The organism is Microvirga sp. GN3 (genome assembly GCF_055792825.1).
On sequence record NZ_JBVVAK010000114.1, the window covers coordinates 1 to 26,560 of the forward strand.

The 26,560-nt window shown below is 59.4% G+C and carries 25 protein-coding genes and 3 pseudogenes; 9 read left to right on the forward strand and 19 right to left on the reverse strand.

The annotated features are described in order from the left end of the window. Positions 1 to 447 precede the first annotated feature (447 nt). The 4 genes from ACS5Q1_RS34490 to ACS5Q1_RS34505 all read right to left on the reverse strand — a co-directional run bounded on the left by ACS5Q1_RS34490 (position 448) and on the right by ACS5Q1_RS34505 (position 2,835). Positions 448 to 702 (reverse strand): WGR domain-containing protein, encoded by a 255-nt coding sequence (locus ACS5Q1_RS34490; RefSeq protein ID WP_473102459.1) that lies wholly within the window; start codon positions 700 to 702, stop codon positions 448 to 450. 16 nt (positions 703 to 718) lie between these two features. Then, on the reverse strand, positions 719 to 1,408 hold the full coding sequence (locus ACS5Q1_RS34495; RefSeq protein WP_473102460.1) for a hypothetical protein: 690 nt from the start codon (positions 1,406 to 1,408) through the stop codon (positions 719 to 721). Positions 1,409 to 2,084: 676 nt separating this feature from the next. Continuing rightward, positions 2,085 to 2,300, reverse strand: a complete 216-nt coding sequence (locus ACS5Q1_RS34500; RefSeq protein ID WP_473102461.1) for a hypothetical protein — start codon at positions 2,298 to 2,300, stop codon at positions 2,085 to 2,087. Positions 2,301 to 2,601: 301 nt separating this feature from the next. Continuing rightward, positions 2,602 to 2,835: a hypothetical protein gene (locus ACS5Q1_RS34505; RefSeq protein ID WP_473102462.1), complete on the reverse strand. Its 234-nt coding sequence runs from the start codon at positions 2,833 to 2,835 to the stop codon at positions 2,602 to 2,604. Positions 2,836 to 3,758: 923 nt separating this feature from the next. On the opposite strand from ACS5Q1_RS34505, the gene ACS5Q1_RS34510 reads away from it, so the two are divergent. The 3 genes from ACS5Q1_RS34510 to ACS5Q1_RS34520 all read left to right on the forward strand — a co-directional run bounded on the left by ACS5Q1_RS34510 (position 3,759) and on the right by ACS5Q1_RS34520 (position 5,258). Then, positions 3,759 to 4,028, forward strand: coding sequence for a hypothetical protein (locus ACS5Q1_RS34510; protein WP_473102463.1), 270 nt, complete (start codon positions 3,759 to 3,761; stop codon positions 4,026 to 4,028). 141 nt (positions 4,029 to 4,169) lie between these two features. Continuing rightward, complete coding sequence (locus tag ACS5Q1_RS34515) at positions 4,170 to 4,442, forward strand: SWIB/MDM2 domain-containing protein (protein WP_473102464.1); 273 nt, start codon at positions 4,170 to 4,172, stop codon at positions 4,440 to 4,442. 117 nt (positions 4,443 to 4,559) lie between these two features. After that, positions 4,560 to 5,258 carry an IS6 family transposase gene (locus ACS5Q1_RS34520; protein ID WP_473102465.1) on the forward strand — a complete coding sequence of 233 codons (699 nt, stop codon included), beginning with the start codon at positions 4,560 to 4,562 and terminating at the stop codon, positions 5,256 to 5,258. 45 nt (positions 5,259 to 5,303) lie between these two features. On the opposite strand, the gene ACS5Q1_RS34525 is transcribed toward ACS5Q1_RS34520, so the two are convergent. The 6 genes and pseudogenes from ACS5Q1_RS34525 to ACS5Q1_RS34550 form a co-directional block, all read right to left on the reverse strand. Further along, positions 5,304 to 6,320: a Gfo/Idh/MocA family protein gene (locus ACS5Q1_RS34525; RefSeq protein WP_473102466.1), complete on the reverse strand. Its 1,017-nt coding sequence runs from the start codon at positions 6,318 to 6,320 to the stop codon at positions 5,304 to 5,306. A 58-nt stretch (positions 6,321 to 6,378) separates the two neighbouring features. After that, positions 6,379 to 6,693, reverse strand: coding sequence for a VOC family protein (locus tag ACS5Q1_RS34530; protein ID WP_473102467.1), 315 nt, complete (start codon positions 6,691 to 6,693; stop codon positions 6,379 to 6,381). Between the two features lies 1 nt (position 6,694). Then, positions 6,695 to 6,757 (reverse strand): annotated as a pseudogene (locus ACS5Q1_RS34535) (VOC family protein); the annotation flags it as partial. Positions 6,758 to 6,920: 163 nt separating this feature from the next. After that, the gene (locus ACS5Q1_RS34540; RefSeq protein WP_473102468.1) at positions 6,921 to 8,045 is read right to left on the reverse strand and encodes an NAD(P)/FAD-dependent oxidoreductase; all 1,125 of its coding nucleotides are present in this window, start codon (positions 8,043 to 8,045) and stop codon (positions 6,921 to 6,923) included. A 69-nt stretch (positions 8,046 to 8,114) separates the two neighbouring features. Continuing rightward, entirely contained in the window at positions 8,115 to 9,695 is a 1,581-nt protein-coding gene (locus ACS5Q1_RS34545) for an amino acid ABC transporter permease/ATP-binding protein (protein WP_473102483.1), read from the reverse strand. A gap of 91 nt (positions 9,696 to 9,786) precedes the next feature. After that, positions 9,787 to 10,620 (reverse strand): ABC transporter substrate-binding protein, encoded by an 834-nt coding sequence (locus tag ACS5Q1_RS34550; RefSeq protein WP_473102469.1) that lies wholly within the window; start codon positions 10,618 to 10,620, stop codon positions 9,787 to 9,789. Between the two features lie 245 nt (positions 10,621 to 10,865). Between ACS5Q1_RS34550 and ACS5Q1_RS34555 the strand changes: the two genes are divergently transcribed. Then, positions 10,866 to 11,993, forward strand: coding sequence for a LacI family DNA-binding transcriptional regulator (locus ACS5Q1_RS34555; protein ID WP_473102470.1), 1,128 nt, complete (start codon positions 10,866 to 10,868; stop codon positions 11,991 to 11,993). Positions 11,994 to 12,096: 103 nt separating this feature from the next. Here the strand turns inward: ACS5Q1_RS34555 and ACS5Q1_RS34560 are convergent, their stop codons facing one another. The 4 genes from ACS5Q1_RS34560 to ACS5Q1_RS34575 form a co-directional block, all read right to left on the reverse strand. Continuing rightward, complete coding sequence (locus ACS5Q1_RS34560) at positions 12,097 to 13,044, reverse strand: ornithine cyclodeaminase (RefSeq protein ID WP_473102471.1); 948 nt, start codon at positions 13,042 to 13,044, stop codon at positions 12,097 to 12,099. Positions 13,045 to 13,127: 83 nt separating this feature from the next. After that, a complete protein-coding gene (locus ACS5Q1_RS34565; protein ID WP_473102472.1) occupies positions 13,128 to 14,405 on the reverse strand; it encodes a TRAP transporter large permease in 1,278 nt (425 codons plus the stop codon). Beyond that, positions 14,402 to 14,881, reverse strand: coding sequence for a TRAP transporter small permease (locus ACS5Q1_RS34570; RefSeq protein ID WP_473102473.1), 480 nt, complete (start codon positions 14,879 to 14,881; stop codon positions 14,402 to 14,404). The genes ACS5Q1_RS34565 and ACS5Q1_RS34570 overlap by 4 nt, the downstream gene beginning before the upstream one ends. Positions 14,882 to 14,962: 81 nt before the next feature. Continuing rightward, positions 14,963 to 15,955 carry a C4-dicarboxylate TRAP transporter substrate-binding protein gene (locus tag ACS5Q1_RS34575; protein WP_473102474.1) on the reverse strand — a complete coding sequence of 331 codons (993 nt, stop codon included), beginning with the start codon at positions 15,953 to 15,955 and terminating at the stop codon, positions 14,963 to 14,965. A gap of 236 nt (positions 15,956 to 16,191) precedes the next feature. Between ACS5Q1_RS34575 and ACS5Q1_RS34580 the strand changes: the two genes are divergently transcribed. Then, positions 16,192 to 17,343, forward strand: a complete 1,152-nt coding sequence (locus ACS5Q1_RS34580) for a LacI family DNA-binding transcriptional regulator (RefSeq protein WP_473102475.1) — start codon at positions 16,192 to 16,194, stop codon at positions 17,341 to 17,343. 61 nt (positions 17,344 to 17,404) lie between these two features. On the opposite strand, the gene ACS5Q1_RS34585 is transcribed toward ACS5Q1_RS34580, so the two are convergent. Beyond that, a complete protein-coding gene (locus ACS5Q1_RS34585) occupies positions 17,405 to 18,247 on the reverse strand; it encodes a PfkB family carbohydrate kinase (protein ID WP_473102476.1) in 843 nt (280 codons plus the stop codon). Positions 18,248 to 18,470: 223 nt separating this feature from the next. Here ACS5Q1_RS34585 and ACS5Q1_RS34590 point away from each other — a divergent pair, with 223 nt between their 5' ends. Both ACS5Q1_RS34590 and ACS5Q1_RS34595 read left to right on the forward strand, forming a co-directional pair. Then, entirely contained in the window at positions 18,471 to 19,478 is a 1,008-nt protein-coding gene (locus ACS5Q1_RS34590; protein ID WP_473102477.1) for an SIS domain-containing protein, read from the forward strand. Positions 19,479 to 19,627: 149 nt separating this feature from the next. Further along, positions 19,628 to 20,350 (forward strand): GntR family transcriptional regulator, encoded by a 723-nt coding sequence (locus ACS5Q1_RS34595; RefSeq protein WP_473102479.1) that lies wholly within the window; start codon positions 19,628 to 19,630, stop codon positions 20,348 to 20,350. A 34-nt stretch (positions 20,351 to 20,384) separates the two neighbouring features. Here ACS5Q1_RS34595 and ACS5Q1_RS34600 read toward each other — a convergent pair whose 3' ends face one another. Further along, on the reverse strand, positions 20,385 to 21,668 hold the full coding sequence (locus ACS5Q1_RS34600; protein ID WP_473102480.1) for an NAD(P)/FAD-dependent oxidoreductase: 1,284 nt from the start codon (positions 21,666 to 21,668) through the stop codon (positions 20,385 to 20,387). Between the two features lie 130 nt (positions 21,669 to 21,798). On the opposite strand from ACS5Q1_RS34600, the gene ACS5Q1_RS34605 reads away from it, so the two are divergent. Next, positions 21,799 to 22,728 carry a LysR family transcriptional regulator gene (locus ACS5Q1_RS34605; protein WP_473102484.1) on the forward strand — a complete coding sequence of 310 codons (930 nt, stop codon included), beginning with the start codon at positions 21,799 to 21,801 and terminating at the stop codon, positions 22,726 to 22,728. Positions 22,729 to 22,825: 97 nt separating this feature from the next. Here the strand turns inward: ACS5Q1_RS34605 and ACS5Q1_RS34610 are convergent. From ACS5Q1_RS34610 to ACS5Q1_RS34620, 3 genes and pseudogenes are all read right to left on the reverse strand, one after another. Beyond that, a pseudogene (locus tag ACS5Q1_RS34610) lies at positions 22,826 to 23,536 on the reverse strand (IS6 family transposase). 145 nt (positions 23,537 to 23,681) lie between these two features. Beyond that, a complete protein-coding gene (locus ACS5Q1_RS34615; protein WP_473102481.1) occupies positions 23,682 to 24,395 on the reverse strand; it encodes an IS6 family transposase in 714 nt (237 codons plus the stop codon). Between the two features lie 50 nt (positions 24,396 to 24,445). Continuing rightward, a pseudogene (locus ACS5Q1_RS34620) lies at positions 24,446 to 24,786 on the reverse strand (IS66 family transposase); the annotation flags it as partial. Between the two features lie 437 nt (positions 24,787 to 25,223). Here ACS5Q1_RS34620 and ACS5Q1_RS34625 point away from each other — a divergent pair. Continuing rightward, positions 25,224 to 26,117 (forward strand): LysR family transcriptional regulator, encoded by an 894-nt coding sequence (locus ACS5Q1_RS34625; RefSeq protein ID WP_473102482.1) that lies wholly within the window; start codon positions 25,224 to 25,226, stop codon positions 26,115 to 26,117. Positions 26,118 to 26,560: the final 443 nt, after the last annotated feature.

Genomic DNA, 26,560 nt, shown 5'->3' on the forward strand with positions numbered 1-26,560 from the left:
GTCGACGACCTGCATCGCCTCGCCCGCCGCGAGTTCGGCCGGCTGAAGCGCCGCCCCGAAATGATCGTCCGCTTCTTCCGCCATGCAGGTCTCTCCGTTACCGGAATCCCGTGACGATCATTAGGGTCAATCGTAGGAGGATTCTATGACCCTCACCATCCTTGATCCGTGCACTGGTCAGAAGGTCACCATCTCGGTTTCTGATACCCCCTCTGCTCGGCGCTAGGAGGTCGTCATGAGGCAGTCCGCGAAACGCCAGGCCAGACGCTGGTTCATCCAGGAGCTGACACGCTGCCTAGGCCAGCGCAGCGAGCCTTCCCCGATCAAATTGGCTGCGGATTGGTTGATCTTGTACTTACGGGCACAGGCGACTTCCAGGGTGCGGAATAGCTGGATTGAGGCGGCGGGACGGGTCGTCTGGACCGGCTGGAGCCTTATGTAGCCTCGTCACAGGTCCGCATAGCCCTTCCGGCGCAGGGTTTCTGCCCAAGTTTGCAGCGCGACCGCGGCCTTGGCTTCATCAGGAAAGATCTCGATCTCCTCCTGACCCTTGGAGTCAACGAAGCCCCAGTTCCGGACCAGTCGGATCGTGCCGAATAGGTCCTGTTCAATCATCAGGCTGAAGTAGCGGGCCCTGCCCTGCTCCGGGTCGCGCCGATAGAGCACCAGATGATGCCGGATGGGCAAGCGGGCGTCAGGCATCGGCCCAGCCGGTCCCTTACTCGGGTTTGCCCTTCTGGAGTGTCTTCTCCATCTCGCGCCTCATCGCCTTCTCGATCTCGTCGAGGTTGACCTTGACGGCTTCACCGCTGGCTTTTGTCTTGGTTCGGGTCACCGGCACCTGCTTGGCCTTGGGCCGGTTGGGGGCCATCCGTGCCTGGACGGGGAAGCGGCCGTCCAGAGTATCGATCAGGCTGTTGAGCGCCGCATCGGACAACGCGATTTCTGGCGCCTCGTCGAGCCCTCTCAGAGCGATGGCCTGATTAGTATAGCGGGAATCCGTTGTCACCTCAGGCCCGAACCACTCCGGGGGACGAAAGCCCCCAGCCTCATCCTCGGTGTCAAACTCCACGGTGACGAGGTGCAGAACACGGGGCCGGAGGATCTCGTCGACCAGGGCATGCCCCTCACCGATCGGCAGGGCTGTGCGGGTGTAGTCGACCTCGCCGGCGCAGACATCAAGCAGCGCTTGGGCATGGCCCACCGGGATATCGGTCTGGTCCTCGACCTCACTGTCCGGGCTGACCGTCCTGAGGATCAGCAGGCCCCTCCCCTCTTCGAGGCGCACCCAGGAGGAGCGATCCCGCTGTTCGGGAAAGAAGCCTTCGATGTGGCGCAGCCCATCCCTCTCACGTCGGATCAGACGAGCGAAGGACGGGGCGAGGAGAAAGCGGCGGTGAGCAGTCATGAAACCCAAGGAGTGTAAGGGATCGAGAAGCCTTTTATTCGTATATGGCTGAGGAAGAGCGAGGCAACCCTGAACCCCGCAATATGGTTTCCGCTCGGCTGCCACTCTTGAGCGCGAGAGTTCTCCTTCTCGCTCACCTGCGGCTGGATCAGGTAATCTCGATTTCAGAGGAAGAGTCGATCAGCTAAGACTCGCCGAGTCCTACATTAACGCTTGATTACCGAGTGGAATGTGCTCGACCCACCATAGCCCGAGCGAAAGATGAAAGACGCCTTGGCCGAGATGCTGTCTTGAAATCTCGGCCAAGGCGTCAGTGGTCCAAGGGAGAGAACCTACACGACGAAGATAGGCTTCCTACCAATGACAGCAAGGTGCTCACAAATGACAACGCCCTGACAGAGTTAGCCGTGCGGAGCTCACTGTCAGGGCGCTTTTGTGATGCCGGTTGCAACACCACGCCACCATAATATCGCGGCTACCCCGATGGTTCAACACAAGGCTGTCTATAAGCGAGAGCGCCCCGGCAGGAGGCTGAGCACCAGACCTCCCACCAGGGCGCGTGCGATGTGTTCCGGCATCGCACGATCCATGTAGATGCGCTCACCACAAATCGATGTGTGGTGACGCACACTGTCAGTTCCGAACGAGATCATTGGACCGTCCTGTAGCCGAAACATCAGTCAGCTCGGCTGCGGTCGACGCCAACATCACGAAGCATATGCGGGCTGAGTTCGTGACGCAGCGCCTGCTCAAGTTCGTGACGCAGTAGGTGATCGAGTTCGGTGGTTACGACAGGCCGCTTGGTATCGTTCGCAGGCCTGCGCGGCACGCGAACAAATTCAAAGCGGAAGGCGAGCCCTACAAAGGGCAGAGGAAATACGGTCGGTTTCATTGGAGCCACCAGCAGCTAGAGTTGCGACGAGGAGAGCGGCGCGTTCGTACGTGCAAAGTCGCATAGACATGTAACGCCTCCTCTGGCTGTGGCTGTGAACCGTGCGGACGATCCGCGGGGCAGCTTCAATATCAGAATTCTGCTGCCGAGACTAGCCCCGTCGCTTCATTTATTACCCCTGGCCGTCTCGATTACTTGTGAGCAAGAGTTTGGTCGGGAGGAGCCGTACGCACGAGGCACCTCCATGAGGGACGGTCCTAACGGCAGCCTAGCCTGTGCTTGCGCCGGACCGATCCCGTGATCAATTTCTTAAGCGGCGCACGGCTGGCGCAGACAATCCTTCGGCCAGTTCCTCGGCCAGGCGAAACTCATGCAAGGCCGCTCTCGCCTTCGTGCGAGGGATCCTGAGGGAGGTTGCCATTCGGAGCGAGAGCAAGGACAGCACTTTCGGCAGGGGCTTGCAGTGTGTGCCGAGAATGAACTGCGTATCTCTGATCCCAAGTGTCAGCAGTCCCCGCTCCTGGTCTGTCGTCATGACCCCATCGGTATCTACACTTCGACGATCCAGAGCAGACTCAAGAGCATCAATAGCTCCAAGACTATTGATCGATGCGGTCGTGGTGTCGTTGATCGTGAATATGTCTCTCCAATGATCGGTTGGGGAATTTGCTAGAAAGTTCCTCCTAGAACTGTGAACTGATGAGGGTTCCTGGTGAGCGAGGACGGTGACGTCAGAATGACATGCGAGCATAGTGAATCTGAGCCTCCCAACGTTGGGTCTTATCTGACTTGAACCGAACAATGTGGCTCGGCAGTGGCTGAACAAGAGCAAGCATCGGGCGCGAGCGCATGGCGTTCGATTGAACGATTTGGGTCAGCCTCCTGGCTCTCCCAGAAAGTGATGACGGTATGATGAAACGGCCCGCCCAGTTGCGACCCGAAGCATCATACGCGCTCCACTCGAAACATGCGATAAGAGCGCCCGAGCATGCGCTAGGTCGCACTGCCGATTGGTCCTCAGAGTGGCTTTGACGAGCTTTCGTGACCGCGATCTGAAGGTGTGAAATCCAACTTGAGCAAGATCTCATAAATAGAATGCGGGTCGCACTCGTTCTTGCGGACTGCGCATTCGTCGAAGGACCGGATATAGTCCTCACATTGAGAGGGTCTGGCCGCCCGCGGAGCTCCCGCGCATCTGGAATAGACCTGCTGCACGATTGCGGCGACATCGAATGAGTTGGACGCGTCCTGCGGCAGTGTCGCCGTGAGCTTCTGGTGCGCGAGGATGGGAGAGGCTGGACCTCCGAGGATGGCGATCGCTATGAAGCCATGATGGATCTTTCGCATCGGCATACCTCGGACCTTTATGGTTAAGGCGAAGTTAACCGATGCTTCCTGAAATGGAAGCGCGTAACATCCTAGCACAAACGGTGACTTTCATCCTGAGGAAACGAACACATGGCTAAACGCCCGGAGCAAGAGGACGAACAACCTGATGCCAACAGGGCAGTCAGTACGCCGCATCTCGATAGGCTTGAGAAACTGGCTAACGCGGCGACCGCTGCCGCGCAGGCCAAGCAGTGGCGGGCGCGCAAGAATGGCTTGCGTCAGCAAGACGAACCGTCAGAGGTGCGCAACCTCTCTCACAACGCAGAGGCAAGGGCACGGGCCGAAGAAGCGATGCGGCAGATGATGGCGAAGCCGGCGGGCAAACGGCGCGGCCGGTGACAATCTGACACCAACCGATGGGCTTTGATTTTGGCAGATCGGCGGCAGAGCGAGGTTAAGGAACTGTTAGATCTTTGATCGTCATGGTCCCGCCACCTTGCCGATGCAGATGGCAGACCAGCGTTAGTACGGAGTGTCACAATGTCAGAATTCAAAGCCGCCAAGAAGCCGAACCCGGCGCTGATGAAGCCGCTGCAGCCTTCGAATGAACTCGCGGCTGTCGTGGGATCATCTCCCCTGCCCCGCACTGAGGTGGTGAGCAAGGTGTGGGACTACATCAAGTCCAACAATCTGCAGAACCCCGAGAACAAGCGCGAGATTCTGGCGGATGCAAAACTCCGGGCCGTATTCGGCGGCAAGGACAAGGTGAGCATGTTCGAGATGAACAAGCACTTCGCTCAGCATCTCTCCTGAGGCGAGCGCGGAACAACAGGCCTGCCCCGCCAGAGTGCTGGCGAGGTGGGCGTTCCTGGCTCCATTGCATTAACCTCGGCCGTATAACGAGGAGCGGTTCATCAAGGATCCGCTCCCGTGTCACTGTTCAAGCGCCGTCGCTTCCCAGTTGAGATCATCCTGCTATGCGTGCGCTGGTACTGCAAGTACGGCGTCAGCTATCGCGACTTGGCCGAGATGATGCAAGAGCGCGGTGTTGAGGTCGACCCATCCACGCTCTTCCGGTGGGTTCAGCGCTACGCTCCGGAGATTGAGAAGCGGGTGCGTCCCTACCAGGGACCTCGCTCCGGCTCATGGCGTGTCGACGAGACATACGTACGGGTCGGTGGCAAATGGAAATATCTGTTCCGTGCTGTCGACAAGCACGGCCAACTGATCGACTTAATGCTTTCTGATCGGCGAAACACCAGCGCAGCCTACAGCTTCCTACGCAGAGCCGTGAAGACGATGAGCAACTATCCGCCCTCGTCGATCACAACCGACAAACTGGCGTCCTATCCCAAGGCGATCCGGCGCTTGCAGCGTGAAGGGCTGCTGTCGAAAGATCTCGAGCACCGGACCTCGAAATATCTCAACAATGTCATCGAAGCGGATCACGGCGCGCTCAAGCGCGTGATCCGACCGCCCCGCGGCTTCCAGAGGATGAAGACAGCCTCTGCAACCCTGAGAGGCTTTGAGGTCATGCGCATGATCCGGCGTGGTCACTGCTTCCTGCCGCAGGCCGGTGTGACAGGCGAAATCCGTCTTGTGAACCAGCTCTTCGGTCTTGCCGCTTGAGCGATTCATTCCGGCTGGGTTCACCATGTTAATGCAACAAAGCCATCATCCGGCTGTAAGCGTCTCCCAAGCCTTGGATTTCTCGGACCGGAAGATCGCATCGAGAACCCGCATATTCATGATCGCGTCGGCCATCGGAAATTCAAGGCTGCTCCCCTCCAGGATCGCGCGGGAGAACGCATCGCTTTGGCGTTGATACTGATCAGCGGGTGTGAATTCTTCCATCGCGGCCCCGCCGCCGATTAGATCCCGTCCATCGTCAATCATGATCCGGGTTGGCTCATCGCGCCGTGGGTTGAACGGCACCTGGATCTCCAGCCGCCCCTTCGTGCCGACGATCTGCACCCGCTGAGTGGGCACGAGTTGGGTGGCGCAGGTGAAGGCCAGATGCCGGCCATTCGGAAACTCGGCAAGCCCGCTGGAAAGACGGTCCGTTTGCATGGCAGGGTCCCGGTCGAACACGCCAATCACCCGTTCCGGATCTGCCCCGAAGATGTAGCGGGCGGTCGCGACCGCATAGCAGCCGACATCGTAGAGGCCGCCGCCGCCAACCTCGGCCTGGTTGCGAATGTTGTCGGGGTCGGTGAGATGGTACGAGAAGAACGTATGGATAGCTCGTACATCGCCGAGGCGTCCGCTGTGTGCAATCTCCCGTGCCCGCTGCCATTGCGGATGGAAGCGGACCATGAAGGCCTCGGCAACGAGCCTGCCGCTTCTCTTCTGAGCCGCTTCGATCTGCTGTGCCTCCTCAGCATTCAGCGCGACCGGCTTCTCGCACAGGACATGCTTGCCTGCATCCAGCGCCTTGATGGTAAGAGGAGCATGAAGGTGGTTAGGCAGGGGGTTGTAAATGGCGTCGATCTCTGGATCGGCTAGCAGCGCCTCATACGAGTCATAGGCCTTCGGGATGCCGAATTCCGCCGCGGCGTCCCGCGCCCGATTTCGGTCGCGGGACGCAATTGCCACAACGTCCGTCAGCTCACCGTTCTTTAGGGCTGGGATCACCTGTTCACGGCCGATCTTGGCGGTGCTCAGGATGCCCCATCTGACTTTCTTTGACACGCGAGTTCCTCCCCTGGCGGTGTGTTACGAAGGTGTTTCGTCTGATGCCCGCACGTCGCTACCGCTCATAGAGTTCCAGCGGAAGGCCGTCCGGGTCGGCGAAGAAGGTGAAGCGTTTGCCCGTATGCTCATCGAGCCGGATCAGCTCGACCGCAACATCGGAGCTTTGTAGGCGCTCAATGACTGGCTCTAACGCAGCAACCGAGAATGCAAGATGGCGCAGCCCGCACGCCTCCGGCCGCGACGGCCTTGCAGGAGGGGCCGGAAACGAGAAGAGTTCGATCTGCGCCGAGCCGATCTGCAGATCGCACTTCCAGGACTGCCGGTCCGCGCCAGACCTCGCGGATGATCTGTAGTCCAAGGATCTCGACATAGAAGCGCTTCGAGCGCTCGTAGTCCGAGCAGATGATCGCAACGTGGTGAACGGCATCCAACATCAGTTCCTCCGGGCATAACTCAGATCAACCCCGGAAGCCAGCAGGCTGCCGTGCCCTTGCTCAGCCTGTCCGGCTCTTGGTGCGGGAGTTCCGACATTGGGCTAGGAGCCGAGAATCAGAACTCCCGTCCGGATGCAGATGAAGAGGCAAAGACCTAGTCTGGTTACTTGAACCGGCTAGGGCGGAACATCGCCAACAGAGGATGAGGTTCCCCGGTCGTGATCTCATCTGCCAGGAGCTCACCTGCGATGAGTCCGAGAGTTGCTCCGCTGTGGCTGAAGGCCACATAGTAGCCGGTGATCCCGGGAAGCTCGCCGAAGACCGGCTCTCCGTCCCCTGGGATGGGCTTCGGACCGACGCCATAGGAGTCGAAAACAAGCATTGGATTTCCCTCCAGAACGGCCGATGCTTCGGCGAGAAGGCCTTGAACAGTCGAATCCTTCACCTCGTACGTGCCATCCGGGCGCCGGACGACTTCCTCTTCCGACCATGCCGAGTCGAGCACGAGCGAGCCCGTGGGTGTGGGCCGCACGGCGACGCGAGGGGTGTTGAGAACGGCCCACAGGGCGACATCGATGGGCTTCGTCTTGACGAGAAGCGAAATCGGGGTTGCATCAGCGATCTGCAGCCCGACCTCGGCCACAATCTTTGGCACGGCGGCTCCAGCTGCGAGCAGCACCGCGTCGGCCGCGAAGCGCCGCCCGTCAGCCGTGGCAATCCCGGTCGCGCGACCATGGTTGACCTCGACAGACGCGTGTCCCGCGTGGGTCACGACTTCGCCCCCGAGCGCAGTGAACTCCTCGACCAAGACGTTGATGAGTGACGGAAGATCCACCCATCCTTCGCCGGGATTGAAGATGGCTCCCTGGCGGGTGATGGCCCGTGGATCGACGCCTGGCGTCACCGCCGCAACCTGATCGGCTGCCAGGAGCCGAGCGTCATAGCCAATGCTCCGTTCGTGAGCATAGACCTTGGCGATCTCGTTCGAGTCGTCATCCGCATCCCAGGTCAGACCGCCGTCGAAGCGCAGCCACGCTGCATCGGGATGCTTGGATGCCAGGGTCCGGTAGCGGTCGATGCCGATCATGCGCAGCTGATGATACTCAGAAGAGCGCATACGCGATGAATTCAACCAGGAGAGCGAGCGGCCCGAGGCTTCGCTCGCGAGGGCTCCCTCGGTCACGAGAGTTACTTGGGCGCCGCGGCGGGCAAGCTGCACCGCTGAGGAGACGCCGAAGACTCCGCCACCAATAATGGCAGCGCGAGCAACATGGGATGAGGATTTCATATCAGGTTCCTTGATTGTAATTGGATAATTGCTCCGCCGCGCGCTGCGTCGTGGCAGAGCGGATTGGAGCTACAGGACCTGCGACAGGAAGCGCTTGAGACGCGAGCTCTGCGGATTGTCGAACAAGTCGTCGGGACGTCCGGCCTCGACAACCCTGCCCTCGTCCATGAACACGACCTGATCAGCCACCTTGCGGGCGAAGTTCATCTCGTGGGTGACGACCACCATGGTCATTCCGCTCTGACCCAGTCGGGCCATGAGTTGCAGAACACCTTTGACCAGTTCCGGGTCGAGAGCGCTGGTCACCTCGTCGAACAGCATAACCTCCGGATTCATCGCCAGAGCACGGGCAATGGCGACACGCTGCTGCTGCCCACCGGAGAGATGCGACGGCCGATGGTGCATACGCTCCGCCAGCCCCACCTCGGCGAGCCTCGCTGTGGCGATCTCATACGCCTGATCCTTCGGCATGCGCTTCACCTTCCGAAGCGCCAGAGCGACGTTGCCGAGCGCCGTATGGTCGGGGAACAGGTTGAACTGCTGGAAGACCATGCCCACCCGCCGGCGCAGATGCTCCGGCTTAAACCTGAAGATGCTGTCACCATCAAGCAGGATGTCACCTCCGGAGGGTTCCACGAGACGGTTGAGGCAACGCAGGAGCGTTGACTTGCCCGATCCCGATGGACCGATGATGCACGTCACTGTACCGGGCTTGATCGTGAGATTGATGCCGTGAAGGACCTTCAGGGCGCCGTACGCCATGTTCAGATCGCGGACTTCCAGGCTACCTCCCTGGTACCGCACCGGCTCCGCAGAGCTGCGTGCGAGAGCCGGGGTAGCAGGCAGGTGCTTAGCTCCGGACGCCAGAGCCCCTGACGTGTCCGAGACAATCTCGGCCTCTTCCATTTCGCTGACCTCTTTGAGGCCGCTGGTGACAACGGTCGGTCGTTTGCCGGTCCGCAGTCGATAGTCGATATAGTTGACGAAATGCGTGAGCGGCACGGTGACCACGAGATAGAAGATGCCCGCGAGCAGCAGCGGAGACAGGTTTCCAGTGACAACCGCCGCATCCTGGCCCACACGGAAGAGCTCACGTTCCGAGGCCAGCAAGCCCAGGAAGTAAACCAAGCTTGAGTCCTTGACGTTGCCGATGAACTGATTCACCAGCGCTGGGAGGACACGGCGCACGCCCTGCGGGATAACCACAAGGCGCATGCCCTGGCCGTAGCTCATGCTGAGGGCGCGGGAGGCTTCCATCTGTCCGCGCTCGACACTCTGAATACCGGAGCGGAAAATTTCACCGATATAAGCACCCGCGATGAGGCTCAGGGCCAGAATGCCAAGCGGATACGGCGATGGTCCGAACAGATCCCTGCCAATTCGCGCAAACCCTTGGCCGATCAGCAGAATGGTCACAATCGCAGGCAGACCGCGGAACACATCCGTGTAGATGCGTGCCGGTATTCTCAACCACTTGGAATGAGAGATTCCCATCACCGCCAAGATCATTCCGATGATTGTGCCGAGTACGGTCGAGGCCAATGCAAGAATGATCGTATTCTTGAGGCCGACCGCAAGCATGTTCGGCAACACTTCCGCCATCGATTCCCAATCGAGGAAGCTTCGGCGCAGGTTCTCCAGCCAGTTCATCAGTTCTGTTCCCTCTGCTTCCGTGGTTCGGCTTGGTTGGAGCAGACCCATGGCTGCTCCAGCCAAGAAACGCGGGATGCTCTCCAGGCTGTTACGACCTCGGAAGGTACTGGTCGGGCATCGGCGTGCCGGGGAACCACTTCTCGTGGAGCCGTTTCCAGGTGCCGTCCTGCATGGCTTCACGCAGACCCTTGTTCAGTGCTTCCCGGAAGGCATTGTTGCCCTTCTGCACCACAAAGCCGGCCGGAGCGTCGAAGGATGGAACGTTGACGGCAATCCTGAGCGTCTTGTAGCGCTCGGCTTGCTGCTTGGCTGCTTCGTAATCGAAGAAATGGGCGTCAATGGTTCCGTTGTTGAGAGCCGAAATAGCGGCGTTGTTGTCGGGGAATTTCACGAGATCCGTCTTGGTGAAATTCTTCGTCGCGAAGATCTCCTGGAGGGTTCCCTGGACGACGCCGAGGCGCTTGCCAGCCAGATCGGCCTCTGTCTTGATCTTGTCATCGGCGGTGATGACCGACAGGTACCCCGCGAGATAGCCGTCGGAAAAGTCCACGGTCTTCTTGCGAGCCTCCGTGGTGCCGATAGCGGCAACGGCAACGTCGAAGCGGCCATTGGCCACCGAGGGAATCAGAGCCGAGAAGTCCTGTCCCGTAAAGGTGACCTGATCTTTGTTGAACCCAATCCGGCGCGCGACATCGAGAAAGAGTTCGATATCGAAGCCCGAGAACTCGCCGTTCTTGTCAACGAAGGCATATGGCCTGGAATCTCCCATCGTGCCGACGCTGACCCGCGCCGGATCGATGAGATTGTAGGGGTTGCTCTTGGACGTCTGTGCGTCGGCAGCGCCTGCGAAGACGATACCAAGCGTAAGCGTGGCGAACGCGGCCACCTTGGCTATGGGGCTATACCATTGCGCGTTGTTCATCGTGTTCCTCATTCTGAAAGGTGCCTTAGCGTTTGTTTTTGCTTGAGCTGGCTATGAGCATTCTCGTACGTGCCGTCACACTTTCTTTCCTGTCCGTCTCTCCTCCGCCATCGGCTCTTCCGGTTCTTGTGGGCTCTTGTAGTATCCCTTGTGAGACCGGTCTCAGAAAGTTATTGAGACCGGTCTCACATGTCAACGGCTGATTTACTTGACGCACCACACTCAAGCCCTCTAGGTGATCGGACATGAAAAGTAGTGAAACACCGAAACGCCTGGTGACTGTCCAAGACGTTGCTCAGAAGGCTGGCGTCTCGAAGGCGACGGCGGCTCGCGTTCTCGGCTGCTATGGAACAACCAGCTCGGCCGTGAAGGACAAGGTTCTCGCGGCAGCACAGGAGCTCGGCTATCAGGCCAATGAACTTGCCCGCAGCATGACCACGGGCCGGTCGGGGATCATCGGCGTCATCGTAGGCGATATCGAGAACCCCTATTTCGGGCTTGCTGTCCGCGGCATCAGCGATGCGGCGCGGGCGGAAGGATTCGACGTCATCCTGGCGAACTCGGGCGAAGAAATCGAGAAGGAACGGGATGCCGTCCGGGTACTGATGGGCAAGAGGGTTGACGGCCTGATCGTCACTCCGGCCAAAACCTCCGAGACGCACCATCTTCTATCGCTGCAGAAAACCGGGCGTCCCGTTGTGCTCCTGGATCGCGCCGTATCCGGCCTGTCGGTCGATACCGTCGTGACAGACGATCACGTTGCAGCGTCCGCAGCCACCCGCCGCCTGATTGAATTCGGCCATCGCCGGATTGCCTATATCTCGGCTGTAAATTCGGGCGAGGTCTTATTCCGAAGCCGCGACCAAATCGATACGTCGACGGTGTTGGATCGCATCGATGGCTTTCTAGACGTCGCTCGGCAGGCTGGTATCGAAGCCCCAGAGCGCTACATTCGCCTCGGGGCCACCGATCCATCCATGACTCGCAAGATCGTGACGGACCTGCTGGCTCTTCCTGATCGCCCATCGGCAATCCTTGCATCCGACAACGTCATTGCTCTCGAAGTGTTCAAAACCGTTCGGGCCCTCGGGTTGGAAATTCCAGGAGACGTCTCTCTTATTGCCTTTCACGACGCGGATTGGACGAGTGTGACAACGCCCGCCGTGACCGTAATTGCGCAGCCGATCTACGACCTTGGCAGGGAGAGCACCCGCATGCTGATCGAGCGAGTTCGCGGAGCGGTTCATGCGCCCCGCCGCTTCGTTCTGACGTCGACGCTGATTGACCGCGAGTCTGTTGGCGCTCCCGCCATGGACGAAGACAAGGTAAAACGGTCGAAGCCGGCACGGGTGCGGAGCGGAAGCCGGTCTTAACGCACCGTGCGGAAATGCAGACCGGGTTTTCCGCATGGTGCGATGCGCCAGCTAAGATGGGAGCATCAGTCCCAAGAGTGAAACCACTGCCGGGACCGATGCTCTAGCCGACCTGCCGCAACCGTTCTCTCAGATAGCGAGCAGTGAAGAGATCCAAGTGACCTCCTCCCACATTCTTGAAGACGGTTATCTCGTTCAGGTCCTCGCGGCCTGCCCTGGCGGCGGTGCAGAGTTCGAAATGATCCGCCTGAACTTCAGCCCATGCGAAGAGCCCCCGCTCGACCGGCTGAAACAGATCGCCTGCTCCTTCCATTCCGGCACGGGTATCAACGAAGACACGGCCACGCCGGATCGTTTCGTCATCCGCCTCACGCATGGTGGGCAGATAGGCGCCGATCAGGTCCACATGCGCGCCTGGCTTCAGGAGGCGCCCCCTGACGAGGGGCTCGGTCGACATAGTCACGCAGGAAATTACGTCGGCTTCGAGTAAGGCCGCATTGAGATCACGGACAGCGGAGATCAAGACACCTTCGATCTGCATCTCACGGGCCAGCGCCTCCGCTCGTGCCGCGGTGCGATTCCAGATCAGGACGCGCTTGATCGAGGGTCGGACGCTCGTATGGGCGAGAATGACGTGCGGAGCGAGGCCGCCGGCCCCCACGACGAGAAGTACCTCCGCGTCTTCCCGCGCGAGAAAGCTTGCACCTAAGGCGGAATCGGCAGCTGTCTTGCGAAAGGTTAGGGCCGCACCATCGGCTGCTAGAACGGGCGCGCCAGTTTTGCCGTCGAATACCGCGACGAGGCCTTGAACCGAGGGCTGCGGCGGCTGCAACGCCAAGTTAGACGGGAAAACGCCCACAAGCTTGACCGCGATCACCTCCTGCGCGGCCCAAGCCACTAGTGAAACGAACTTGTTGTCGCCACCGTTTGGCTCATCAATGACCGAGGCGTCGCTTCTCGGAGGCGCGCCCTTATGCGCAGCCCGAAGTCCTTCAACGAGCCCAGGATAATCGAGCAGACGATGCACGGTATCCGCATCGACGAACTTCATAACACTCTCTCCAATTGAACGTTATTGGCGCTACTCGACGAGTCTCGCGCCCCTTTCGAAACTGAGCTCGCCTCTCATTTGCCTCAGAACAGCATCCTTGGCAGGAGCAATACCGTATTGGGCAGGAAGGTGATCAGGAAGAGGACAGCGATCAGAGCAATAAGCAACGGAATTGACTCTCTCGTGAACTCTTCAATCGAGCATTTGGTGATCGAGCAAACGGTGAATAGGACCGAGCCGATCGGCGGAGACACGGAACCGATGGTGAGATTGACGATCAGAACAACGCCAAAGTGAATCGGATCGATCCCGAACCTCTGCATGACCTGGAGAAATAGAGGTGCTAGGATCACCATCAGCGAGAGCCCCTCCATGACCGTGCCGAGCAGGAGGAGAAGGATGTTGATCAGAGCAAGCGCCACGTATTTGTTGTCAGTCATGGCGAGAAGATATTCCACGACCGTCTGCGGGACCTCTTCCAGGGTGAGAACGACCGAGAAGATGGCGGAGGCAGCGATGATCAGCATGACATTCGCAGTCGTATGAGCTGATTCCCGCGCGAGTTCGTAAGTCTCACCGATGGTGAAGCCTCGATAGATGAACAGGCCTACGAAAAGCGCATAGGCCGCCGCGATCGCTCCAAGCTCGGTCGGGGTGAACCAGCCGATCCGTAATCCGAATAGTAGCAGGAACGGCATGGCCAGGGCCCAGAGTGCATGGCGTGCTTTGATCGCAACCTCACGCAATGGCATCCGGTGGGGTCTTAAAGCCCCATAGCCGCGACGCTTGGCCACGTGGTGGACGGTGATCATCAGGGCAGCCGCGATCAGGAAGGCGGGAATGATGCCGCCAATGAAGAGTTGGCCGATGGACGTGTTCGTCAGGAGACCATAGATAATTAGGCCGATGCTCGGCGGCAGTACCGGGGCGATCACCCCCGAGCAGGCGCTGATGGCAGAGGCGAAGCCGTTCGAGTATCCCTGCTTTCGCATGATCGGGACGACCGTACGAGCATCAATTGCGGCATCCGCGTTCGATGAACCCGACATGGCTCCCATGAACAGCGAATTGATGACGGCAATCTGGGCAAGCCCGCCGCGCCAGTGGCCGACGAGCGCCTCAGCGAAACCATAGAGGCGATCGGCAATTCCGCCACGCGCCATCGCAGCCCCCGCAAAGACGAAGAAAGGCACGGCGAGAAGAGGAAACAGCTCAAGGCTGCCGTTCATGCGTTGCGCGATGATGCTCGGCGCAATTGGGTTGGCTATGAAGTAGGACATGGCCGATCCGAGCAGCACGAAGGAGATCGGCATGCCTGCAAAAAGCAGAACAAGGAAGACGATAAACGTGAACGCAATCACCGACGAATACTCCTCGCCTGCTTCATCTCAACCCAGGCTCTGGCGAGATAGATCACGATAATCGCGGCCATGGAGGTTGCGAGGCCCACGGACATGACCCATTTCGGAACATCGATGGACATGAACGTGGTGAAGCGGGCGGTTCTGATTTGCATGATGGCGGCATAGATGATCCCAGCTGCGATCAATGCGACGATAACGTTCATCGTGGCGTGTACCAGATGCCTGCCACGGGGCGGCAGAAGATCGACAAAGTAGCGGACGCCCATCAGGTCGTCCCGCTTGGCGGCGCCGATCACCCCGAGCCAAACCAGCCACACGAAGGCGAGCACGGCCACTTCGCTTGCGCCGAAGATGGGAGCGGAGAAGATGTTTCGGCCAATGACGTCTGCGCCGACACTGATGATCACGAGCGCGAGGAGCATGACGGGAATGACGCTCCCGGCCAGCTCTCCGATCCAGTTTACAATACGCAAGTCCATGCTCCAAATTGAACGGACGTCTGTGGCGCCTCGGCGAGTATCCGAGGCGCCAGCACAAGCTTGTAACGGCAGGTCTTACTGACCTGATGCGGCCGCGCGAACCTGCTCAAACAGACCGGCGGGCCATTGAGGGAAGCTGGTGTAGAAGGATGCTGTCGCCTTGCGGTAAGCGGGAACATCAGCGTTGTGAAACTTGACGCCGTTCGCTTCGAATTCCTTGCGGATCTGATCATTCATGTTAGTCGAACGTTTAGAGAGTTCCTGCCCGCCCGCGCGGAATTCCTCCAGCAACATGGCGCGGTCGGCCTCGCTCAGAGCTTTATAAGCCGCGTCGCTCATTACCCAGCCGGTGAAGAGGTTGAAGTGTCCGGTGAGCGTAATGTCCTTAACCACCTCGTACCAGCGGTTCGCCCGCAGACCCGTGAGCGGAGACTCGCCGGCATTGACGACGCCTTGAGACAGAGCGGAATAAGTTTCGGCCGCCTCGACCGTGGTTGGAATTGCTCCCAAGGGCTCAAAGGTCTTCTGCCAGGTCGGCACCGGCGGGACGCGAACCTTCACGCCCTTGAGGTCGGCCGGAGTCGGATAGGGCTTGCTCCCGATCATGTGACGAGCGCCATCAAACCAGTTGAGGGCGAGAACGCGGATCTTCGCCTTCTCGGCAAGCTTGTCGTACCACCCCTTCATCAAAGGCGAGAAGGCGAGACGTTCAGCCTCTTCATTGTTCTCGACGATGAACGGGCCGCCGACGATGCCCAATTCAGGTACGCCGAAGCTTGAGAGATAAGCTGCATCGGTAAAGGTGATAATCGGCTCGCCTTGGCTCGCCTGCTCCAGCATGTCCGTCGTCGTTCCTAGCATTCCGCCGGGAAAGAGTTTGATCGTAATACGTCCTTCGCTCCGCTTGGCGATGCGCTCGGCCACTTCGACAGCCACTTTGTGGGACTCGATCGTGGGCTGGTTGACGTGGGCGAGGCGCAACTCGACCTTCTGGGCCAAGGCGGCGGAGAACATCGGCAGGGTTGCAAGGATCGCGACCCCAGCCAAGAAATTCCGACGTGATCTCATGCTTTGTTCCCTCTTCTGTTGATTATGCTAGGTCGTCCTCGGCATCCCTGCCGCTTCCTTCCAGCTCGGGACGCTCAAATCCAAGTTCGGAGTTGTCTCTGCGAACGTTCTCATAGTATCATCATCGAATGTTTGGAGCGTCAAGGCGAAATCGTCCCTTGCACCTCGTCCTTTGGGCGGCTCCCTTAGAACCGACGCATCGCTAAGCTCGGCCCTAGGGGCCGGCAGTGGGACCCATGGCAGAAAAGCGCACGAAGAACGTGACGATTATTGAAGTTGCCCGGCTTGCAGGTGTAAGCACGGCGACGGCCGGGCGCGTTCTGGGCGGCTACGGCTATTCCAGCGAGCAGATCCGGGACAAAGTGCGGGAGGCGGCCGAAACGCTGGGTTACCGCCCCAATCTGCTTGCCCGAGGCCTGATCACCGGCAAAACCCAGACAATCGGGGTCGTCGCTGGCGATATGGAAAGCCCCTTCTACGCCAGCGTTCTGCGAGGGATCGCCGACGTTGCCCGTAACCGAGGCTTCGGGATCGTCGTCACCAACAGCGACGAGATCCTGCAGCGGGAACGAGAGGCGGTGCAGCTCCTTATGGAGAAGCAGGTCGATGGGATGATCGTGACACCCTCGGATCTCCAGAGTTCCAATCACCTGAAGAGCGTCTTGGCCGCCGGATGCCCCATCGTCCAGATTGACCGCCTCGTTCACGGCCTCGAAGCCGACTCGGTGACGGTGGATAACGTCAAGGGCGCCAGGGCCTGCATCGAGCACGTCATTGCCGCGGGACATCGCCGGATTGGACTGGTCTCGGAACTGGAGCAGTTCACGGTAGGGGATTTGAAGTCCTTCATCGATCTGGAGGCCCATGGCCGGATCGACCCGGGAGCACTCTATCCCAGCTGGCAGCGCCTTGTAGGGTACCTGCAGGCGCACCGGGAGGCAGGCATCACGGTCGATCTCGATCTCGTGCGGCGAGTCGGAGCCTATTCGGCAGAAGCTGCTAAGGAAGAAACGTTGGATCTGCTCCAGGGCAGTGGACGCCCCACGGCCCTGTTCACAACCGATGGCCTGATGTCGGCCGGAGCGATGAATGCCATAAGCGAACTGGCCCTCGAACTGCCGCAGGATCTGTCTCTTGTCTGCTTTGATGATCTGGAGTGGATGCGTTTCCTCCGGCCGGGAATTACCGCGATCGCCCAGCCGCTCAACGAGATGGGGCGCATCGCCGCGCGGCTAATTTTGTCTCGAATTAATGGCGATCCGTCGCCTTTCCAGCGCCAGGTGCTCACGCCGGCCCTGCGCATGCGCGGATCGGTTGCCGGACCGAAGACGCAGAGCCTCTCTAACTCCTCGGAACGGTCCAAGTCACGCAGATCCGCAAAGGCATGACAGGTCGAACAATTGGTCGAATAGAGCACTTCGACCTCTCTCCCGTCACTCCATATCGCTGTCAGCGCACATCCTCGAGCGCAGGAATGTCACCGGCATCCACAGCCATGGCGGCAGGATGGCCAACGGCGCCGGTGCGCGTGCAGGTCTCGGCAGCGGCCTGAGCCGCCGCCTCCAGAGCCTCGGATGGATTCTCTCCCCGCAGGAGTCCGACCAGCGTGCGCGCGATGAAGGTATCCCCGGCTCCAAGTGTGTCGATGGCATCGATCGTCACGGCGGATACATGATAGAAATCGTCACCTCGACCGAGAAATGCCCCCTCCTCCCCGCGGGTTACGAGGCACCACTGTGCACCGGCATCCAGAGTGCTCCGCAGGAGCGCCTTGGAGTCCGACGGATCGAGATCCCCGCCCGAGATCGAGGCGAGATAGCAGAGCGGCGCGACGGATGCCCGTTGATCGGCATCCCGCCGCGTAGAGAAATCGTAGGAGAGGCGGGCCGTCGTCGCGAAGCGGCCAAGATGAGCATCGAGGCCGCTCGATTGCCCAATATGAACGGCGTCGAAAGTCTCGACGAAGGCGAAATCCTCCTTCTCCGGCTCGAACATCGAGACGCCCAGATCGAACTTGAGGAAGACCCGGTCTCCCTGGCGATGCCCAATCACGCAGTAGGCGGTCGGTCCCGGAAGAACGCGAAGGCGTTCCGTAATCACCCCCTCGGCGGCCAGAGCCTTCTGGATGGCTTCGCCAGCCGCGTCCTGTCCAATGGCCCCAAGATAGCTCGTTATTGCCCCGAAGCGACGCGCAAAAACCGACAGGTTGAGACAGTTTCCTCCAGGAAACATCTGATCGAGCGCATGGTAGCAATCGACGACATTGTCTCCAACCGCGACAATTCTTGTCATTTTAATCTTCCTGATCCATTCTTGTGAGAACGTTCCCACTTTCAGCGCAGGCTGTCAATTTCGGTGTTCCTCAACGTGGCCATAGACCAGCTTGGCCTAAGACGAGCGGAGATTCCGAAAAGAGACTTGCCAGGAGGACCACTATGACGTCATATGATGTCATAGCGCACGGCAACCCGCCCGAGGCGGGCTCCGGGCCATTCTTCACTCAGGGGGATCGGCGATGGGCCACAAGCAGACCGAACTGAATACCGACGTAATGAGAGCCCTGGACGCCTTGTCTGACAAGACAATCAGGCATGTCTTCTTCGTAGCCTGCGGGGGCTCCCTGTCGGTGATGTATCCCGCCAAGTATCTTCTCGATCGCCATTCGGCCGTTCTCCCCTCTGACTGCTACAACGCCGACGAGCTCGTTCATCGCGATCCACGAACCTTGAATGCCAACTCTCTCGTTATCCTATGCTCCATGACCGGTACGACGAAGGAAACCCTGCGCGCAGCGGAACTTGCCCGCGCCAAGGGAGCCACGACCATCGGACTCAGCGTCGATCCGGAGTCGCCCCTTGCCAAGGCCGTCGACTTCCCTGTCCGCTTCGAGGCACCTTACACGACGGGCGTGCCCATCGACGCTGTCGACAGCAACTACTCCCGCTTGTACCAGATCGTCATGGGCCTGGTGAAACGCTACGACGGCGTAGACAAGCTCAGCCCTCTTCTGGCAAGCCTTGGCAACCTTCAGACAGCCATCGACAAGGCTCACATCCATTTCGCGAGGCTTTTCGAGACGTTTGCTCCGCGCTTCAAGGACGAGTCTATCATCTATACGGTCGCAAGTGGCGCATCCTATGGTGCAGCCTATTCTTTCGCGATCTGTGTCCTGATGGAAATGCAGTGGATCAATTCGCAGGCAATCCATGCTAACGAGTTTTTCCATGGCCCATTCGAGGTTCTGGACAAGAACAGAGCCTTCATCATGATGATGGGCCTTGACGAAACACGCCCTCTGGAGGAGCGCGCCAAAGGCTTCCTTGAGAGGTTTGGCTCTTCGGAGAAGATCATGGTGCTTGATGCCAAGGAACTGGATCTCACTGGGATCGATGATGAGTTCAAAGGCAACCTCGTACCGCTGATCTTCTTCGATACTCTCTGGAGGTTCGCCTACAAACTGGCGGATCTGCGTCAGCACACCATGCTTGAGGGCCGGCGCTACATGAAGAAGATCAGCTATTGATCGTGCGGCATCCCTCTCCAATCCGATGTGATTTGGGGAGGACATTCGACAGCTTCTTTCCTTCGGTCGGGAATGCGGTATTGATTGGCACGCGAACTGTCGGCATTGGGGAACCGGAGAGTGATGCCCCTCCTCCATGAGCGAATGCGATGACTATCGAATACGACAACCTGTCTCCGCTCTACGATCAGGTGAAGCGTCTGATCCTTGGTGATGTCAAGACTGGGCATTATCGGAGCGGGACATATCTCCCATCCGAGACGGATCTGTGCGAACTCTATGGAGTGAGCCGGATTACCTTGAGACGGGCGGTCTCGGAACTCTGCTTGGAAGGTCATTTAAAGCGGGTTCACGGCAAGGGCACGCTCGTCACAGAGCCCAAACTCCAGCAGACGCTCATTTCGCTGACCGGATTTACGGAATCCCTAGCAAGACTCGGCCATAGCGTCAGCTATAGGATCTTGGAGAGGGGCGAATGCGCACTGCCCGAAGGCGTGAGAGACCGCCTTCAGGCTGTGCCCAACGACCACGTCGTCGGCATCCACCGCCTGCTGATGGTGGATGATCGTCCGCTAACCATTGAGGAACTCTATTTTCTGCGTAGTCGCTACGAGAAGGCAATAGCTCCCGTCGCTAAGGGGGGCTCTTTCTATGAAGCCTTGAAGAGATTCTACGAAGAGCAGCCCTCTGCAGCTGAGCGGATGATCAATGTGGACTTTCCCTCGCCGATCGAATGCGATCTGCTCGCCTGCCCTCCCTCTCAACCTGTTTATCGCATTGAGAAGCTAGTCATTGGCCGGAAAAAGAACCCGATTTCTTTTTCCGTTCTCATCACGCCATCGAACCGTGTCACCTATTCGATCTCGGTTTAACCATCGACACAGGACGGACACATAGCCAGGATCCTCAGAAGCGTGCCATCGCCGCATGAACGATTTGAGCCCCAACCTCGTAATAGGCCTCTTTGACTGCTCGAAGCCGGGCAGGCTCCGGTTCAGTTACTGGGAGAGGCAAATCGGCTTCTGCGACCTCGCCAAGGACAAACCGCGCGAGCGTACGTCCAAAGGCCGTTCCCGGTGCGATGCCACGACCGTTGTAGCCGCTGAACGACACCACGTTCCGAGCAAGTCTGTGGAACTGCGGCAAGCTGTTGCTGGTCATGCCAATGCTGCCGTACCACTCGTACTCGAACTCAACGGCTGCGAGCTGGGGGAAGAGCTTTCGGAGCGCACGGCGGCCCCAGTTGGGATGAATGGTTCGTCCAAGGCCACGCAGCGCGCCCACGCTTCCGAACACGAGGCGGCCCTGCTGGTCGAAGCGGAAGGAGCTGAGGATTTCTTTGGTATCCCAGACACCCTGCCGTTCCGGCAGGATCACCTGGCGCAGATTGTCGCCGAGCGGTTTGGTGGCAAGATTGAAGTAGGGAAGATGCACGAGCTCGGCACGGATCTGTGGCCACACATGGCTTGTGTAGGCATTCGTGGCAACGATCACCCATTTGGCCTGCACAGACCCGCCACTGGTTCGCACCTGCCATCCGCCATCAACTTCTCGCGCATCCACCACAGGGCTCGAGGTGAAGAGTTGAGCCCCCGCCTTGATGGCCGCGCTCGCGAGCCCGCGCGCGTAGGCGAGCGGCTGAATGGTTCCGGCGCGAAGGTCGAGAAGCGAGCCACTGTAGGCGCTGGTACCGACCTTTCTGGCAGTCTCCTCCGCATCAAGCAGGTGCACGGGTGCGCCACGCGCCTGCCATTGCCGGGACCGCTCCTCGAGCTCCGCCAAGCCCTTCGCGCCGACGGCGCAGTGGAGCGTGCCGTTCCGCTCGATCTCGCTAGCCATTGCGTGCTTCTCGACGAGTTCGAACACAAGACTGGGCGCGTCGCCGAGCACGTGAAGCAGATAGTTGCCGTAGACCTCGCCCAGTTCACCCGGCAGATCGTCGGGCATGACCCACATGCCCGCATTGACGAGGCCAACGTTGCGGCCCGAGCCACCAAAGCCGATTTCCACACCCTCCAGCACCACGACCGAGGCTCCCGCCTCGGCAAGATGAAGGGCCGCAGAAAGGCCCGTAAAGCCGGCGCCGATTACCGCGACATCGGCTTTGAGATCGCCGGACAGCCTCGTCGTTGGAGGGGCTGGAGGCGCCGAGCGTTCCCATAGACCGTGGCTGCGCGGATCGTTCTTCATCCCGAGTTCCTGTGTCTGGAGCGAGGGAATGGCCCTGTTCAGGCTCCATTCCCTCTTGTAATCAGTTCCTCAGAAGCAACCTTGAGAGCAAGCCGATTTTCCTCAAGAGGTCATGAGTAAAGGTAATGAGATGGCCATCGCCCGCCGCTTCCTGCCGTCCATGTCCCTGCTTCGCGCCTTCGAAGCCGCCGCCCGCCATCGGAGCATCACGGCCGCGGCCGAAGAACTGAACCTAACGCAGGGAGCAGTCAGCCGGCAGATCCGGGCTTTGGAAGAACTGCTTGGTTCGGAGCTCTTTGTGCGGGAGCGCCAGACCATCCGTCCCACACTGGCTGGCGAAACCTATGCCCGGGAAATCCGAGAGGCTCTCAGGCGCATTTCCAGCGCGACCCTGAGCTTCCGTGCCAATCCTATGGGCGGAACGCTCAACCTCGCGATCCTGCCGACCTTCGGCACCCGCTGGCTAGCCCCTCGCCTTTCCGGCTTCCTGCGGGAGAATCCTGGGATCACAGTCAACCTGACGACGCGCCTTGCTCCGTTCGACTTCAGTCTGGACCAGGCGGATGCCGCCATCCACTTCGGAAGTCCGGACTGGCCAGGAGCCGAACTCGCGTTTCTGATGAGCGAGAAGGTGGTGCCCGCCTGTAATCACTCGCTCCTGGAGGAATATAGGTTCGAGAAGCCAAGCGATCTTCTTAGGGCTCCGCTCCTGCACCTCGTCTCGCGACCGGACGCCTGGGAGCACTGGTTTATGATGTACGGGGGGCTCAGCGAGCCGCTGCATGGCATGCTGTTCGACCAATTTGCGACGGTCGCACAGGCAGCCATCTCAGGGCTCGGTCTAGCGCTGCTTCCTGAATTCCTCATTCAAGATGAGATCGCACGAGGAGATCTTGTCAGGGCGCTGGACCTGCCGATGCAAAGCATAGAGCAGTATTACCTGGCTTGGCCGGCAAACCGCACTTCGTACCCACCATTGGTCGCGTTCCGGCAGTGGATTGTTCAAGAGACACAAGCGAATAAGGCGAGCGTTGGTAGCGCGGTGGAGCGAATGCCGTGAGGTTACGGCAATGCGTCGATCGGCTGACATGCAAAGAGGCAGGGTGGCACCGCCAATTTAACGAGCTGAAGGCAAAGCGCCTCACTGGGGCGGCAGATCAGAAGCCCACTGCAACGCCAGTCACCTCACTCCAAGTCATAAAGGCTTGCGCCCGGAATGCGCGATGATCTGCGGCATTGATGTTGGCAGGACGGCGAAAGAGGTTTGCAACCCGGTCGTGAACTGAAAGGAAGCGTTGGGCCTGTCCGGCAGATTTGAAGCGCTTCATGATGCGCTCGCGTCGTCGGGTCGGCTGGTGACTGTTTTCGGCTCGATTGTTCAAGCCTTTATGCTGGCGATGCTCCACACCCGGCATTACAGCTTTCTTCGCGGCGGCATAGCTGGCCAGCTTGTCCGTGATCATCACGCGTGGAGTGATACCTTGCTTCTTGAGCAGCTTGCGCAGCAAACGCTTGGCGGCTTTGGCATTGCGCCGGCTCTGGACCAGGATGTCGAGCACGACCCCATGCTGGTCGACGGCTCGCCAGAGCCAGTGCTTCCGGCCCGCGATATTGATCGCGACCTCATCAAGGTGCCATTTGTCCCCAGCTGCCGGAAGACGCCTGCGGATTTGCGCGGCAAACTCCTAGCCAAACTTCAGGGCCCACTGCCGCACGGTCTCATAGCTCACAAGGATCCCTCTGGCCGCCAATATCTCCTCGACCATGCGGAGGCTGAGTGGAAACCGGAAGTACAGCCAAATGGCGTAGCCGATCACTTCAGCCGGAAAGCGGTGGCGGGCATAACGAGGAGTATGGATCGGTTTCATCCCTCACGGATAGCCCGATCCAGGTCACCCTTCGGTTAAATTGACGATGCCCTGTGATTCACTGCCTGGAACGGGAGGTGGATCATGGGGGCATCGTCACGTTAACGGCGGTTCGAAAAAATTCGGGTGGGGAGGCGCATCGTTTTCAGGCAGCAAGTGCTACAGAGGTGATATCTGCCCATTTCTCAAAGGCTGCGCTGAGAGCCTTGCGATAGTTCGTCGCCGTGAGCTGATGCCGTCGCAGGTGAAACAGATTGCTGATCGGATCATGAATCGAGAGAAAACGTTGCACCTGCCGGGCCGACTTGAAGCGCTTCATCTGGCGTTCTCGTCGGCGGGTGGGCTGGTGTGAGTTTTCCGCCCGGTTGTTCAACCCCTTATGCTGCCGATGTTCGATGGTCAGGCCCATCACCCTGCGAGCGGCACCGTAGGACCCAAGTTTGTCTGTAACCATCACCCGCGGAGCCACGGCGCTCTTCTTCAGCAGTTTGCGCAGCAGGCGCTGGGCGGCTTTGCGATCCCGGCGGCTCTGAACCAGGATATCCAGAACGAAGCCGTCCTGATCAACAGCCCGCCACAGCCAGTGCTTCTTTCCGGCAATCGTGATCACCACCTCATCAAGATGCCAGCGGTCGCCCGGCCGAGGAGCGCGTCGGCGGATGCGACTGGCATACTCCCGACCAAACTTCTCGGCCCAACGACGAACCGTCTCGTGACTGACCTGAATTCCACGGGCGGCGAGCATCTCCTCCACCATCCGCAGGCTCAGCGGAAAGCGAAAATAGAACCCGACTGCGAGGCTGATCACCTCGGCGGGGAAACGATGGCGAGCGTAGAGCGACGGGCGAGGCTTCTTCATATCGCTTCATATGCCAGCTCCCGCTCGCATCCCGTTAATGTGACGATGCCCTTCCGCTTAGTCACGCAGGCGCGCAGGTCGTTCTCGGACGCGTTGGTGTGCAGCGGGATCTCCGACCGCTCGAGCACCCGCAGCAGTTCGCCCTTGCGTCGCGCCAGCCGGGCCAGCAGCGCACGAGGTCCTTGTACCCCGTGCGTTGGCCAAAGATGCGGTTGAACTGACGCCTGAATAACGCCTCAGCGCCTGGGGTGGGGCTTTGCTTCCACAGCTTCAGACCACGGTAAAAACACCAAATGGTCTGACGGACCAATTCCACCGCCTTGGCCTGCTTGGGCGAGGCGGGCATCAGCTTCTGCAGGTGTCGCTCGGCGTGAACCCAGCACAGCGCGTGCGTGGCACCCCCGGGCTGGAACAAGATCTGCTCTCAAACATACGGTAACGTAGCACGTAGCAAGAACGTGGGCCGGTAAACTGACCGAAAGACCTCCGCAACGGCTGAATTCAGCGTGAATCTTGATGTTCAAGCCGTCATCCAGGGCTGAACACCTGATGCACAAGCGTGCCGCCCTCTGGAGTGTCGCCGGTGCGAGAGCGGCGCTGTTCGGATCAGTCCGATACAGCCGATTATTGTAATAGTTTCAAACGGGCACCCGGTTGAGGTGAGTATTCTCTTGCTTCCTGTTCGGCGATCAGTCCGAAAGAATTTTTGGAAGATTGTCGCTCCGTTCTGTCTTACCGTGTCAATAGGAACAGCTCTTGTTCTGGCCCCAGACCGGACCCGGTGATTACACAATTGAAATGATTGGATTACAGTAATAATCTGAATTTATGAATCCCGACCTCCGCCAGATTCGTGCCTTCGTCACCGTGGCCCAGCTTGGCAGCTTCACGCGGGCCGCCAGCCTCCTGAACCTGTCGCAGCCGGCGCTTACAGTACAAATCCGCAATCTGGAGGAAGCCTTGGGTGTGCGTCTATTCGACCGCAACACCCGTACTGTCTCCCTCACAAGGATGGGCCGGGAACTCGTGCCGGCGTTGCAGCGCATCGTGCGAGACCTCGACGCTGTTGTGGCCGAAGCCCGGGACGTGGCTGCCCAGCGGCACGGTATTGTCCGCCTTGCCGCCCTGCCCTCCTTTGCTGCGGGTGTCCTGCCGGAGATTATTGCGGAGTTCCGGGAGGCAAACCCGAAGATCTCGTTCGTGATTCATGACGTGATTGCTAGTGGGGTCATTGCCCAGGTCCGCGAGGAGCAGGTTGACCTTGGGCTGACAGGCGGCCGGATCGTCGATCCCGATTTCGAGGTGCTGCACACGACGCAGGACCACATGCATGTTGTCTACCCGGTCGGACATTCGTTCGGCGACATGGAACAGGTTGATGTAGAGGCCTTGACCCGCCATCCGCTTATTCTGATGCATCCGGCCACGAGCGTGCGTGCGGTGGTGGATGCAGCGTTCCATGCGGCCGGCCGATTGCCGATCGTTGCCGCTGAAGCGACGTACATGTCGACGGCGGTGGGCATGGTGCGGGCGGGCTTGGGGGCCGCCATCCTGCCCGGCTCTGCCATGGAAGTCCGAGCTGAGCAGACCTTGCGCTCGCGTCCTGTCAATGACCGGCGATTTACCCGGGCGGTCTCGATCATCAAGAAGGTGGAGCGGACACTTCCGCCCGCCAGCGAGAGCTTTGCCCGCGAGTTGATCCAGGCGCTCCAAACCACCTGAGCAGATCATCACAGCGTCCACCGAAAGTCCGCTGCGGGTCAACTCCAGAAGAAAACAGGGCTGCTCTAAACGTCCGCTCTGCCCTCCCAACCAGACTAACGAATCCGCACTTTTGAGGGTGAGGCGAACCAATGGGTCCTTTCAGGGAAAAGCTGAGGCAAACTCGAAAAATAAGCGCATATGTAACAAGCAGTTAGCGGAAGGCGTGAAGCATCCTTTGGAGGCGTCTACAATAGTCATGTGAGGACGCTCGCATAGGATAGCCACAATTTGGCAAAGTGCTTCCTCAATGCTCGCATCAGCCCGCCTCCCCCAGGTTACGTCCGTCAATGAGTGTAAATTCGGGTGCGGTTTGAGGTGGCCATTGGTCAGCTCGCCTGTGGGGTGATTGCCAGAGCCTGCTGGTTGATCATGGGTGTTGCGAGTTCGGTCATCCCTTCGAC